The 13,581-nt window shown below is 35.8% G+C and carries 16 protein-coding genes; 6 read left to right on the top strand and 10 right to left on the bottom strand.

Annotated features, from left to right (window positions below):
- Positions 1-228 precede the first annotated feature (228 nt).
- From mnhG to MHH73_RS18195, 7 genes are read right to left on the bottom strand one after another with little or no spacing between them, the layout of a single operon-like run.
- Entirely contained in the window at positions 229-630 is a 402-nt protein-coding gene (gene mnhG, locus MHH73_RS18225) for a monovalent cation/H(+) antiporter subunit G (RefSeq protein ID WP_191816830.1), read from the bottom strand.
- A complete protein-coding gene (locus MHH73_RS18220) occupies positions 614-898 on the bottom strand; it encodes a Na(+)/H(+) antiporter subunit F1 (RefSeq protein ID WP_095372062.1) in 285 nt (94 codons plus the stop codon). Before MHH73_RS18220 ends, mnhG begins: the two co-directional genes overlap by 17 nt.
- The gene (locus MHH73_RS18215; protein WP_191816829.1) at positions 895-1,374 is read right to left on the bottom strand and encodes a Na+/H+ antiporter subunit E; all 480 of its coding nucleotides are present in this window, start codon (positions 1,372-1,374) and stop codon (positions 895-897) included. Before MHH73_RS18215 ends, MHH73_RS18220 begins: the two co-directional genes overlap by 4 nt.
- 5 nt (positions 1,375-1,379) lie before the next feature.
- A complete protein-coding gene (locus tag MHH73_RS18210; protein WP_191816828.1) occupies positions 1,380-2,870 on the bottom strand; it encodes a Na+/H+ antiporter subunit D in 1,491 nt (496 codons plus the stop codon).
- Complete coding sequence (locus MHH73_RS18205; RefSeq protein ID WP_095372064.1) at positions 2,863-3,204, bottom strand: Na(+)/H(+) antiporter subunit C; 342 nt, start codon at positions 3,202-3,204, stop codon at positions 2,863-2,865. Before MHH73_RS18205 ends, MHH73_RS18210 begins: the two co-directional genes overlap by 8 nt.
- Entirely contained in the window at positions 3,204-3,644 is a 441-nt protein-coding gene (locus MHH73_RS18200) for a Na(+)/H(+) antiporter subunit B (protein WP_191816827.1), read from the bottom strand. Before MHH73_RS18200 ends, MHH73_RS18205 begins: the two co-directional genes overlap by 1 nt.
- Positions 3,616-5,991, bottom strand: a complete 2,376-nt coding sequence (locus MHH73_RS18195) for a Na+/H+ antiporter subunit A (RefSeq protein ID WP_341068522.1) — start codon at positions 5,989-5,991, stop codon at positions 3,616-3,618. Before MHH73_RS18195 ends, MHH73_RS18200 begins: the two co-directional genes overlap by 29 nt.
- 256 nt (positions 5,992-6,247) lie before the next feature.
- Here MHH73_RS18195 and MHH73_RS18190 point away from each other — a divergent pair, with 256 nt between their 5' ends.
- A complete protein-coding gene (locus MHH73_RS18190; RefSeq protein ID WP_341068519.1) occupies positions 6,248-6,451 on the top strand; it encodes a hypothetical protein in 204 nt (67 codons plus the stop codon).
- A 174-nt stretch (positions 6,452-6,625) separates the two neighbouring features.
- Here the strand turns inward: MHH73_RS18190 and MHH73_RS18185 are convergent, their stop codons facing one another.
- Entirely contained in the window at positions 6,626-7,966 is a 1,341-nt protein-coding gene (locus tag MHH73_RS18185; RefSeq protein ID WP_191816824.1) for an amino acid permease, read from the bottom strand.
- A gap of 499 nt (positions 7,967-8,465) precedes the next feature.
- Here MHH73_RS18185 and kapD point away from each other — a divergent pair, with 499 nt between their 5' ends.
- Positions 8,466-9,080: a 3'-5' exonuclease KapD gene (kapD, locus tag MHH73_RS18180; protein ID WP_341068517.1), complete on the top strand. Its 615-nt coding sequence runs from the start codon at positions 8,466-8,468 to the stop codon at positions 9,078-9,080.
- Between the two features lie 233 nt (positions 9,081-9,313).
- Here the strand turns inward: kapD and MHH73_RS18175 are convergent, their stop codons facing one another.
- Entirely contained in the window at positions 9,314-9,694 is a 381-nt protein-coding gene (locus tag MHH73_RS18175) for a kinase-associated lipoprotein B (protein ID WP_341068515.1), read from the bottom strand.
- Between the two features lie 147 nt (positions 9,695-9,841).
- Here MHH73_RS18175 and MHH73_RS18170 point away from each other — a divergent pair, with 147 nt between their 5' ends.
- The 4 genes from MHH73_RS18170 (at position 9,842) to MHH73_RS18155 (ending at position 12,360) form a co-directional block, all read left to right on the top strand.
- Positions 9,842-10,582, top strand: coding sequence for a peptidylprolyl isomerase (locus tag MHH73_RS18170; protein WP_191816821.1), 741 nt, complete (start codon positions 9,842-9,844; stop codon positions 10,580-10,582).
- 68 nt (positions 10,583-10,650) lie between these two features.
- Positions 10,651-10,860: a hypothetical protein gene (locus tag MHH73_RS18165; protein ID WP_191816820.1), complete on the top strand. Its 210-nt coding sequence runs from the start codon at positions 10,651-10,653 to the stop codon at positions 10,858-10,860.
- Between the two features lie 110 nt (positions 10,861-10,970).
- Positions 10,971-11,531 (top strand): superoxide dismutase family protein, encoded by a 561-nt coding sequence (locus tag MHH73_RS18160; protein ID WP_191816819.1) that lies wholly within the window; start codon positions 10,971-10,973, stop codon positions 11,529-11,531.
- Positions 11,532-11,790: 259 nt separating this feature from the next.
- Positions 11,791-12,360, top strand: coding sequence for a GNAT family N-acetyltransferase (locus MHH73_RS18155; RefSeq protein ID WP_341068512.1), 570 nt, complete (start codon positions 11,791-11,793; stop codon positions 12,358-12,360).
- Between the two features lie 38 nt (positions 12,361-12,398).
- On the opposite strand, the gene MHH73_RS18150 is transcribed toward MHH73_RS18155, so the two are convergent.
- Positions 12,399-13,568 (bottom strand): MalY/PatB family protein, encoded by a 1,170-nt coding sequence (locus MHH73_RS18150; protein ID WP_341068509.1) that lies wholly within the window; start codon positions 13,566-13,568, stop codon positions 12,399-12,401.
- Positions 13,569-13,581 lie beyond the last annotated feature (13 nt).

Raw genomic sequence — 13,581 nt, 5'->3', positions numbered from 1 at the left:
ACGGCTAGCATTGTATCTAGTTTAATTACCAACCTGCTACAATCCCCTGATGAAAGGTTTAACTTATTGAAAAAATGAAAGTGCCTCGAAACCTTCGACATAATGAATCCCCCAACTTAATTACATATCATTCATTTGATTAATGATGCTGTTTGAGAAACTGGTTTCATAAAATATGAAAAAACGCTACCTACATGAAGTTCATACTGCATGTGGTAGCGTTTTTTTTTATAAATTTTTCTCTAATTTCTTTTTATATGCTTCATACTTCTTTGGTTCATTAGATTTTTTTACCTTAATGTATTCTTCGTATTCATCAACTTTACTGCCTTCCATTTTTACACCATGATGATAAGCGGCTCTTCCAAGTAAATGTCCAGCAACTGGAGCTGTTAAAAACATAAAGACGATACAGAGAAGTACTCTTGTATTAAATTCACTTTCATGAAAATAAAAGTAAAAGAATGTAGCTAATAATATACAAAGGACACCAAGTGTAGCAGCTTTTGAAGCAGCGTGGTTTCTCGTATATACATCAGGTAATCTCAACACGCCAAGCGCAGCTATTAAGTGAAAGAATGCCCCGAGAATTATAAATAGGACAATAATTATATTAGCGATCTCTATCATGATCAATGATGACTCCCTTCTCTAGATATTTGGAGAAGGCTACTGTCCCGATAAACGCTAATATGCCAAATAGCAAAATGAACTCTACATAGGCAGTTGTATCCACTTTGATACATATTAACGCGACAATACCAACAATGTTTACTCCAACTGCGTCTAAAGCAACGATACGATCCGGCAATGTTGGGCCTTTTATGATTCGGTAGACTAATGCAAGCATGGACAGAGCTAAACAAATGATTGCAATTGTAACAGCAGTTTGTATCATTTTCGGCTCACCTCCATAATTGCTTTTTCAAAGCTTGTTTGAATCGCTTCTATTTCATCCTGCACATCATTCATATCTACTGCATGAACAAAGAGAATCTTTTTATCTTCTGATATATCTACAACTAACGTACCCGGTGTTAACGTAATTAAATTAGATAAGGTAGTTATTTCCCAATCCTTCTCTAACCGTGTTGGATAAGCAAAAATCCCGGGAGTGTTGTGTAACTTAGGTGTTAAAACAATTTTAACAACAGCAATGTTGGCTAGAATTAACTCTTTTATAAAAATAAAGAGTAATTTCACGACCGCATATACACGGTATAAATAAAAACGGCTACTGAAGAAGTTTCTAAAGACAAACAGGATGAGTAGGCCGAAGAAATATCCTTTGATAAATGCCACTAGATCATACGTTGTTGTTAGAAACATCCACATAAAACCAAGACAAACATTTAATAAAATTTGAACTGCCATACTCACTACTCCTTTAGAACTGCATCGATATATATATTGGTGTTGATTAAGCTTTCAGCAGCTTGAGAGATATAAGGATAAACAAAATCTGCACCTACACCATAGCAGATAGAAAGAATGACTAAGATTACTGGCGCGATTAATAACTGCTTATAAGGAACTGACTTTTCATTTGCATATGTCTTTGGTTCGCCCCAAACGCCATTAATAAAGATTTTCATAATAGAGATGAGCACGAACAAGCTAGATGCTAATACAATTGCAGCGCCAATGAAGTATTCAGATGAAAATCCACCTTGAACGATAAGCACTTTTCCTACGAAACCACTTAATGGTGGGATACCGGATAGTGCAAGTGCTGCAAGGAAGAAGGTCCAGCTAAATCCTGGATAATTTTTAATCAATCCACCCATTTGTTTCAAGTTATTTGTCCCCGAGATGGTCGCCATTAAACCAACGAGTAGGAATAAAGCTGCTTTTATAATCATGTCATGAATGAGGTAGAATATTGATCCCGTTAAGGCATTTTCATTCATTGTACTGACACCGAATAGGATAACACCTACTGCAACAATAATATTGTATATGATAATTTTCTTAACATCCCAATAAGCCAGTGCCCCGATAATCCCAGCAATTATGGTTAATATTGCTAGAATCATGATGACTTGTTGAACATACCCGCCGTCTTCGTAAAAGAATAAAGAGTAGGTCCTGATAATGGAATAAACACCGACCTTCGTAAGAAGTGCCCCGAAAATGGCCATTACAGGTGCGGGAGGTGCATAATATGAGCCCGGGAGCCAGAAATATAGCGGGAAGATTGCACCTTTCAAACCGAATACAATGAGAAATATGATTCCGATAATGGAAATCACACCAGGTTGAGAGATACCGCTTATTTCACTAATTCTTTCGGCAATATGCGCCATATTCAATGTTCCAACAACTGAATAAAGATAACCAACAGCAATTACGAACAAACCAGATGAAATAACGTTAACGAGAATATACTTGATGGATTCTCTTAATTGAATGTTCGTTCCACCTAATAGTATGAGGGCGTAAGAAGACATTAACATGACTTCGAAAAAGACGAAAAGGTTAAAGATATCGCCTGTTGTGAAAGCACCATTCACACCTACAATGAGAAATTGTAATGCAGCATAAAAATGATGTTTTTCGCGTGCTTCGCCAATGCCCTTAAACGAATAAATGATACAAGCAAATGCGACGATACTCGTTGTTAATACAAGTAAAGCAGATAACATATCAGAGACGAGGGTAATGCCAAAAGGCGCATCCCAGTTTGATAAGTTTAATGTTTGTATGCCGTCATTTTTCACCTTATTTACTAACAAGGCAGATAGAATGACTGTTACAAACGCCGATAGACCAGAAACCCACCTTTGAGCAATAACTGACTTATTTAAGAAGATCAGAATGACGGCGGTAATTAATGGGACTAAAATTGGTAGTATTAAAAAATTAATCATTGCCATCATTTCCTCTCAATTTCTCCATATTGTCTGTTCCAAGTTCTTTATAAGAGCGATACCCTAATACGAGAAATAGAGCAGTAACCCCAAAAGCTATAACAATCGCTGTTAAAATAAGTGCTTGAGGAAGCGGGTCTGTATATGCACTTGCCTCTTCACCTACTAGAGGTGGTGCTCCTCTCTTCAAGCCGCCCATTGTTAATAAGAGAAGATGTACGCCATGACTTAATACGGTTGTCCCTAAAATGATTCGTACAACACTTCGTGAGAGCATCAAATAGGTCGCTGACATGAATAAAATGCCGGCAATAAAAATCATTAGTATTTCCATTATTCATCATCTCCTCCTATCGTTTGAATAATGGACATTGTCACACCTACAACAACAAGATATACCCCTAAATCAAACAATGTAGCTGTATGCAAGTGAAGTTCACCTAAAATAGGTACATGAATGTCTCCAAATGCATGTGTTAAAAAAGGTTTGTCGAAAATGAGTGAGCCAACACCAGTTCCGATGGCAAAAACTAAACCGACTGCAACCATATATAAAAAGTTGACTGGTAAAATATTTCTTACTGTTTGGAGGTCATAGGCCAAGAGTAAGAGCAGGATGGCTCCTGAAGTTAATAAGCCACCAACAAAGCCGCCCCCAGGTGTATAATGTCCGGCAAAAAAGATATAAATGGAGAAAATCATGATGAGAAATAATAATACTTTCGTCATCGATTGCAAGATAACATTACTTGTTTTCAATTTTCTTTCCTCCATTTCTCCTTAACTTAATCAGACCGAAAATAGCTAGTGCAGCAATACCCAGCACGGCGATTTCAAACATTGTATCAAAGCCCCTAAAGTCAACGAGAATAACATTGACCATGTTTTTACCAGCAGCTTCACTATACGTGTTTTCAATATAATATTGCGAGATCGAATCGAATAGTTTTGTACTATGCGCGGTTAAACCAACTAAAATCACGAATAAACCTACTCCGACTGAGATAACCGCATTACGGACTTTAACTGGCATCGGATCATCCGTTAGTTTTTTCGGTAAATGGTAGAAGCATAGTAAAAATAATGATACAGAAATCGTTTCAATCACTAATTGTGTCAGTGCTAAATCTGGCGCTCGAAATACAATGAATAACAAGGAAACCATATATCCTATTGTTCCAGTTAAAAGAATCGAAACGATACGAGACTTAACAAATAATAATGCGATTGATGAGACAGCAACTATCAATGTGAGTATCACTTCGTAAAACTCAATCGGTGCTAAATTATCGGTACTAAAGGTAAAGGCATTTTGTCCAAATAACGAACCAATAATAAGAACCACCATGAAGATAAACATATAACTCAAATAATGGTTAATGGATCCAGACATTACATTGCGGTTTAAGCTGTAAGAACCTTTATGCATTGAATCAAGGAGCCCATCATAAAACCGATTAAGGGCAAGCTTCTCTGGGAATATCCCATAAATTCCACGCCACTTATTTAATCCGAGATACATGAGAACCCCAACGACAATCACGCCTATTGTCATAAATAATTCTGTATTAAAGCCATGCCACATAGAAATATGAACATCAAACTCGTACATTGGCATAATGGTTTCAATAGCAGGAACTAATATCGGTTTTACGATATTAGGGAAAATGCCAATAACAATAACTAAAGATGCCAAAATAATAGGAGAAATAAGCATGCCAATTGGCGCTTCATGCGGTTTTTTCTCTAACTTTTCTGGTTGATATTTCCCTGTAAATGTTTTGAAAACAAGGATCATGCTATAAATGAACGTAAAAACACTTGCAATCCAAGCGATAACTGGAATAATAATACTCCAATCAAAGTCCATATGGAGCGCATTAATCATGCCAGTAAAGAACATCTCTTTACTCAGAAAACCGTTGAATGGTGGTAGACCGGCCATTGCAAAGGTGCCAATTATCGCAATGGTAAAGGTGATAGGCATGAGATTCATCAAACCACCAAGCTTACGGATATCCCTCGTACCTGTTTCATGATCGACGATTCCTACTACCATAAACAAACTTCCTTTAAAAGTAGCATGGTTCATCAAATGAAAAATTGCGGCAGTAGTTGCTACCATAAAGTATTCAGGATGATCGAAATGTAGGGCAGCTGCCCCAACCCCTAATAAAGACATAATTAAGCCAAGTTGGCTAACGGTCGAAAAGGCAAGGATTGATTTTAAATCCGTTTGCTTGACCGCTGAGAAAGATCCCCAGAATAATGTGAACAATCCGAAAGCAATGATGAGTCCCATCCATAATGTATGTTCTGCAAAAACCGGACTCATTCTAGCTACTAGATAAATTCCCGCTTTAACCATTGTCGCTGAGTGAAGATAAGCACTAACAGGTGTAGGTGCTTCCATCGCATCAGGTAACCAGATATGAAATGGGAATTGCGCGGATTTTGTAAATGCTCCTAATAAAATACATAAAAGAGCGGCAACAAAGAGTGGGTGATTAATGATTGTATCAGCTTGTGCGACAATCTCGGTAATGCTGAATGTGCCCGTCATATTATAAAGAAGGATGATACCACCCAACATAGCTAGTCCACCTAGAACGGTGATGATCATAGATTTTTGGGCACCATAACGCGATTTTTCCCGATTATACCAGTAGCCAATTAAGAGAAAGGATGAAAAACTAGTTAATTCCCAAAAAGCATAAAGGACAATTAAATTGTCTGATAAAACAACGCCAAGCATTGCCCCCATAAATAGCAATAAATAAACATAGAATGTATTTAATTTCTCTCTTTGTTTAGAAAGATAATAAATTGAATACAAAATAACTAATGAACCAATTCCGGTAATTAATAAAGCGAATAATAATCCAAGTCCATCCACTTTAACTGTGAAGTCAATTCCTAAGGAAGAGATCCATGAAAACGATTCCATTGTTACTTGTTTATTTGCTGTTTTTGAAATGTAACTACTAAAGTAAACGAACAGCAGAATAGGAAGTGGTAGTATAAACCACCCTGTATGTACTGACTTAATATGTTTATATATAAGCGGTACAAACACTGCGATAATAAATGGCGCAATAATCGCCAAGTGTAACAGTGACAAGAAATTACCCCCTTTGAAGAAAAATCATGAATTGCAAGTTAATGCACTCTAATATACTCATTCCTATTAGAACCTAACGGCTACGGTAGTAATTATAACGTAAATTGTTGTTACTTGCATTGAAGAAATCGTTTGCCAGTAGGATTCCCAATTAACTTTTTAAATAGGTAGAAACACGTATTTTTTGAGAAAAAAATTTTTGAAGGAATAAATTTTTGAATAAATATACAAACTACTTTTAGGTGGTGGTTTGTATATGTATGGAAAAATAATCATTTCTCTAGGGATTTTCTTTGCCATTTTCTTTAGTGTTTGGTTAATTGAAGCAAAAGAAATGACAAGTAAGTTTAAAACCGATCAATCTAATCGATATGAAAGTGAATGGAGTGACCTAGAAATTGAAGCAGGTGTGACTGAATTTGCACCAAGAGAATATGTTAAAATCAGAAGTGTCTCATAAAAGCTTAGCATTTGTTGAGAAAGGGTTAGAGTTACTGAAATAATAACCCAATGGATTTGCTGAAGGGAGAGGCTCTTAATTATGAGACTAATGATACTCATAAAATAAAAAGAACCAATTCTATTGTGTAAAAGAATTGGTTCGTTTTTGCATGACTAAGAAGCCAATTTTTATTTATTTTTTTCGTCGAATACGATAAGCAATAAATAGAGCAATAAACCAAATAGGTGTAAGCACTAATGGTATTCGTGTGTCATCTGAAAAGAACATGATTACTAGTATAGCGGCAAAAGCTACAAGGACTACATAGTTCACAAAAGGTGTCAGTGGAGCTCTAAATGTAGATGCCTTGTGCAAGTCCGGTCGAGTTTTTGTATAACGAATATGAGAAACAAGAATGACCCCCCATACCCAGAAGAAACAGATTGTACTAATAGTTGTAACAACCGTGAATGCTTGATCAGGAATGACATAGCTTAGTAACGCACCTAATGCAACGATGATTGTAGAAACAAAAAGTGCATTACTTGGTACATGGTTTTTATTTACTTTCCCAAGTTTTTTCGGTGCATCCTCATTTTTACCTAAAGTATATAGCATTCTACTTGTTGAGAATAAACTACTATTACCTGCTGATGCTGCGGAAGTAATAACAACAAAATTAATGATACCTGCAGCAACCGGAATACCTATTAAACCAAACACAGAGACAAACGGACTACTGGAAGCAGATAGCTCTGTCCATGGTGTGATACTTAAGATTACGAATAATGCTCCAATATAGAAAATGAGAATACGCAGTGGTATTTTGTTAATGGCAGATGGAATATTCTTTTTTGGATTTTCAGTTTCTGCAGCCGTTACACCAATTAATTCAACACCTACAAATGCGAAAACAACCATTTGAAGAGCGAACAAGAAGCCGGTTATACCGTTTGGTAACATACCACCATGTTCCCATAAATTACTTACTGAGACAGTTCCATAATCTGTTTGGAATCCTATCACTAAAAGAATGATACCAATAATGATTAAAGCGATTATGGTAATAATTTTAATTAATGCAAACCAAAATTCAATTTCTCCGAAAAGTTTTACTGTTAGTAAATTGAGCGTCAATAACAAGATTAAACAAATGATGGCTGGAATCCATTGGGGTATATCAAACCAATATTGCATGTACACGCCAACAGCAATGATATCTGCCATCCCAATCATGATCCAACAGAACCAATAAGTCCAGCCAGTCACATACCCGGCCCAAGGACCAATATAATCAATGGAAAAATCGGTAAAAGTCTGATAATCAGAGTTAGATAATAAAAGCTCACCTAATGCCCTCATGATAAAAAATACAAGTATCCCAATCATTATGTAGGCGAATAAAATAGCAGGTCCAGCCATCTGAATCGATTTACCTGCTCCTAAGAATAAGCCTGTCCCAATCGTTCCTCCAATGGCTATTAACTGAACATGTCTGTTCTTTAAATCTCTCTTTAACTCTTGCTTAGCCATACTAAACCCCTCTCTGTACAATAATGACAAATGTGTGTAATTGTTAAAAGATTGTCCATCTTTTTAACATTTGCCTGCATTTCTCGTGTTGTTAATTATTTAAATATTATAAATTTACTACTAACCTTTAATAAATACAAATAAGTTGTGTATGAATTCTATTATATATTTGAGAGATCTTAAATCAAGTTGTTATAGCACACAATCATATAAAATGATACAAAGTACCTTGAGTAAATTTTACAAAAAATGTTATTTTACTCGACGGTAAAATTATAAAGAAATAATACAATCGGACAAAAGAAGGTATTGTAACACGCTTATTTAAACGAAACAATACATATTTTGGACAATCGCGAAATATGATTGAGTAAGTTTGAGATTAGTTATTTCAATATGAATAACTGAAAAATAAAAAAATAGCATGTTATAATAAGAATAAAGGAGTTGCACCAACATATAGAAGCTTTTCTTATGAATATCACAAAGGGGGGCGTAAATGGTGGAAGGTAAGAGGTACTTATTTATTGACTTTGAATTTACAATGCCTGAGCGGAATTGGAAAGGGTTTTATCCGGAAATCATCGAAGTCGGTTATATTTTAGTAGAGAATGGGAAAATTATTGAACAGTTTTCATCTTTTGTAAAACCGATCAAATATCCTCATTTATCTAAAAGGTGTAGCACGTTTTTGAAAATTTCTCAACAACAGGTGGATGAAGGAATAACTTTTCAACAAATGTTAGAACAGTTAAGGAAAATACAAAGTAAAAACGCTTTGCATATTGTGACATGGGGAAATATGGACATGAAGGTGCTCCGTAATAATTGCCTACATACGAAATTACCTTTCCCTTTTGATGGTAAAGAAATAGATTTATCAATGGAGTATAAAAGATTCTTCGGCAATCAGAATCAGACAGGTTTATGGAAGGCGGTGCAAGAGTATGGAAAAGAAGGCACGGGTAAGCATCATAAAGCATTGGATGATGCCCTAACGACTTATCAAATCTTTAAGCTCGTTGAAAAAGATAAGCGCTATTTAAAAAAGCCAAAGCCTGCTACTATCGGTGATGTCATAGATTTCTCGAAAGTGTTAAAACAGCATGTGTAAAGACTCAAAGTAAACTTGGGTCTTATTTTTTTGCCCTTTTTGCGTTTTCTATAGGTTATCAAGGAAGTGGTCAAATGAACCTAAATACTGAATATTTTACAATCCATCTTACAGGACTAGTTTGGATTAATAATTTGGGGTATTAATGACAGCAGTAAAACAGTTCAGTGTGTAAAGGAAAATATAAACAAGACCCCTGAACAATCGCTATTATTCAGGGGCATTGTAAAATATTATCTAAAATAGTCTTTTTCTAATGATGTTAAGTTCATTAAGCTTTTTTCTGCCCATGGTGTGCTTTTGCTAAGTAAGTCCGTGCGCATTTTTTCTATCGCTTCTTGAAGAGAAGCTTGATAGTCGGGAATTTCTTCCGTAAAAGGTTTCACCATTTTTAAAGGGATATTCGTTTGTTCTTTATAGGCCAATGCTCTTCTTTCTTGAAAGAAAACGCCATCTACTTCTTTAGGATGATGTAAATCACCTTGTGTAGGATGTTTCAGGACTGCTAAGACCCTTACTAAATAACTTTGCGGACGAATGTCTGTGATTTCTCCAATATATTTCCCTGTTTTGTATATTCCGGTAACTTTATCTCCGATGTTTAATTCACTCATTGATGTACCCCCTGACAAATGATCTTTTTTTTATTATGAAGGATAAATAAGGGAAAGACAATCTATAAAACAGATAGATAGGCTCTTTACAAAATGGCTTATTTTAAAAATAATGGTAGTACAATACATATGTTTGGGAGTGAGAAAATGAGAAAAAAATGGTTCGTTTTATTTGCCACTCTTCTTTTATTACTTGCTGGTTGTGGTGAGAATAACGATACAACTGATGCTGAAAAAGTGGACGAGTCGAAAACAGAAGAAAAAAAGCAAAAGAATACAAGTGAAACTGATGCAGTAAAGGATTTCCCGCAGCTTTCAAATGAAGTAGGGGACAATGAGCAAGTGGTTAAGATGGTAACATCATTAGGCGAAATCACGATTAAACTTTTTCCGGATATTGCACCAAAGACAGTAGAAAACTTTATCACCCATAGTAAAGAAGGCTATTATGACGGGGTTATCTTTCATCGTGTGATGGAAGAGTTTATGGTTCAAGGGGGAGACCCTGAAGGTACAGGTCTTGGTGGAGAAAGTATTTACGGGGAATTCTTTGAGGATGAGTTCTCCAATCAATTATTTAATATTCGTGGTGCATTATCGATGGCTAACAAAGGTGCTGATACAAATGGTAGCCAATTCTTTATTGTTCAGAATACAACATTAGGGGATGGCCTAGAACAACAAATGAAAGATAATGAATATCCAGCTGACATCATTGAGACTTATGTGGAAAATGGTGGGACGCCATGGCTAGATGGGCGTCATACTGTTTTTGGACAAGTGATAGATGGGATGGATATTGTTGATGAAATTGCACAAGTGGAAGTAAATGAAAACCATAAACCAGTAGAAGACGTGATTATTGAGAAAATACAAGTCATCGAATAAAGGTTGGTATAGATTACATCGACTGTTATAATAAGGATATCCAACGAAGGTAAGAAAGGAACATAGCCGTGCTTCAAACTTATGTGTTTTCTTTATTTCTTTATTTTCCTGAAGACAAGACAGAATATATTCCGGCCGTTATATGGTTAGTTGCCTTTATGATTTTAGCTGCATTGGCAATGAGATGGTTTATTCACCACTCAAAAAAAGAGAGTGAAAAAACACGCGAACTCGAAAATCAATTAAAACAAAAAAGTAAAAATTCTTCAGTTGATTGAAGGCGACTTTCATGTTTGTAAACTTTTCAACAACCACTTTGAGTAGTGGTTGTATTTTTTTTTGATTGGGAAAAGCTAAGGGCATGATTTTCTTTTTGGAGGCTTTCTTTATGAATAAGAAGATGGTTTATTTATTATTTAGTCTATCTGTTTTATTAATGGGTTGTACTGAACAGGAAGTAAAAAAAGTAGATGTAGAAATGTTTAATGCAGTTGGGGATTCTCTTGGTACAGTTAAATTAGAAGAGCAGGCCAGTGGGGTCAAGGTAGGGTTAGATTTAAAGGGTCTGCCACCAGGGGATCATGCGATTCATATCCATGAGAAAGGTGAGTGTGAGGCACCTGACTTTAAATCGGCTGGCAATCACTTTAATCCCGAAGATAAAGATCATGGTTTACTGAATCAAGATGGTCATCATGCGGGGGATTTACCTAATATTATTGTGGAAGATGATGGGAAAGTGAAGACGGATTTAGTTGCAGCTGAGGTTACAATGAAAGATGAAAAGTCGTCATTATTAACAAAAGATGGTACATCTATTGTCATTGATGAAAAAAACGATGATGGCATAACACAGCCTTCTGGCGATTCAGGAGAAAGAATTGCATGTGGAGTGATTTCAAAAGACAAAGAACCAAAGCAGAAAGAAGCACAAAATAGTAAAAGTTAATCATCATTATAGGCATGGAAGAAAGAACAGATTCTAATGGAATGGATTTGTTCTTTTTTTCATTGTTTAGAGAACGATAAAAAACTAGGCTTGTTAATCGATGGAAATGGCAGTAACCGATTAAAGTGAGCCAAGTTTGTCATAAGTTATGAAATAAATTTAATGAAAATCAACTCGGAAATAAAATTAAGAATATTAAGTAAAAACCTGTATTATTTGACTGTAAATATGCTTTAATAGGTTAAAGGAGAGGAGTTTTATGAAGGTATTAGAAAATAGTGTAGTACAACTGGTTCCACTAGAAACTTGTCATATAGAAGGGATAAGTAAGGCAGCGAAAGAGGAGTCAATTTGGACACATATGTCAGTGGACTTAACTCAATATAATGACGTCGTTACATATGTAGAATCAGGTATCAAAAAGCGTGAAGAAGGAAGAGAGTTCCCTTTTGTTATTTTTAATAAAAAGGAGCAGCAAATTATTGGCTGCACCTGGTTTTTAGATGTGGATCTTACCCATAAAAAGTTAGAAATCGGATCAACATGGCTTCATCCTCAGTATTGGCGCAGTGCAATCAATACAAATTGTAAATACCTTTTATTATCTTATTGTTTTGAAGAACTGAAATTAAATCGAGTACAAATAAAAACAGGCCACGAGAACCTCCAATCACAAAGGGCAATTGAGAGAATTGGTGCGAAAAAGGAAGGGGTATTACGCAATCATATGATTCGCAGGAATGGAGAAATTCGTCACACAGTGATGTATAGTGTGACAATAGAAGATTGGATAGAAACAAAAAAGCATATAGAGAATTTATTAAAATAAAAAACATGTCGGAGATAGTTCTTCCGACATGTTTTTATTTAAGAAAAAGCTGTTTTTAAACGGTGAAGTCCTTCCATAAGTAAGTCATGAGGGCAGGCAATATTCATACGGACAAACCCTTCTCCACCTGGGCCGTATTTAGGTCCTGGCTCTAATCCAAGTTTCCCCTTCTTTACAAGCTTTTGCTGAATGTCCTCATCAGTTAAGCCGAGTTGACGACAATCTAGCCAGATTAAATACGTCCCTTCTGGTTCAATGACATTAATATCAGGCAATTCCTTTTCTATAAAACTTTTTACACTCTGGATATTTTGTTGTAAATAAGAGAGTAAAGCTTCTAACCAATCTGCTCCATAAGTATAGGCAGCTTCCATACCGATCATTCCAAAAATGGATAACTGATGGAAGCCTTGTTTTGCTTGAAAATCTGCAAATTTCTTCTTTAATGTCTCATTGGGAATGATAAGGGCTGATGCTTGCAAACCAGCAATATTAAAAGTTTTCGTTGGTGCAATACATGTAATCGTCTGATCTCGCAATTCTTCACTTAAGCTGGCAATAGCCACATGTTTTTTTGGCTTATAGACTAGATCCGCATGAATTTCATCCGATAGGATTAAACAATCATAAGCGATACATAGGTCTCCGATCTGCTGTAAATCCTCTTTTGACCATACATTCCCTCCTGGATTATGAGGGTTACAGAGAATAAACATCTTCGCCCCTTTTTTAAGTTGTTGTTCAAAATCATCAAAATCAATTTTGTAATGTCCATTGACAAGATTTAATGGAGACCGTAAAACTTTACGATGATTACTTTCAATGACATTTGTAAATGGCGGATAAACAGGGGTATGTATTAATATATTGTCCCCTTCTTCTGTATAGGTCTGTACAGCCGCTGCCAAGGAAGGAACCACACCGCTATTGTATAATATGGATTGCAGGGGAATATCCCAGCCGTGATGTGCACTTACCCAATCCTTGATTGCTTTTGGTAAGGATGGGGAAGCAAATGTATACCCATAAATTCCGTGATTTAAACGTTTTTGAAGTGCATTTGTCACCTTTTTAGGCGGTTTGAAATCCATATCTGCGACCCACATTGGTAGGACGTCTTCTTCTCCAAAAACCATTTTGGTCATTTCCCACTTCACTGATGACGTATTTTTACGATCAAAAATTTCATGAAAATATTGATTTTCCAATTCTATCCCACCA

Source organism: Cytobacillus sp. FSL K6-0265 (assembly GCF_038003465.1).
Classification (GTDB): Bacteria; Bacillota; Bacilli; order Bacillales; family Cytobacillaceae; genus Cytobacillus; species Cytobacillus stercorigallinarum.
Note: the sequence above shows the minus strand (reverse complement) of the source record. Positions and strands in the feature narration are given on the sequence as shown.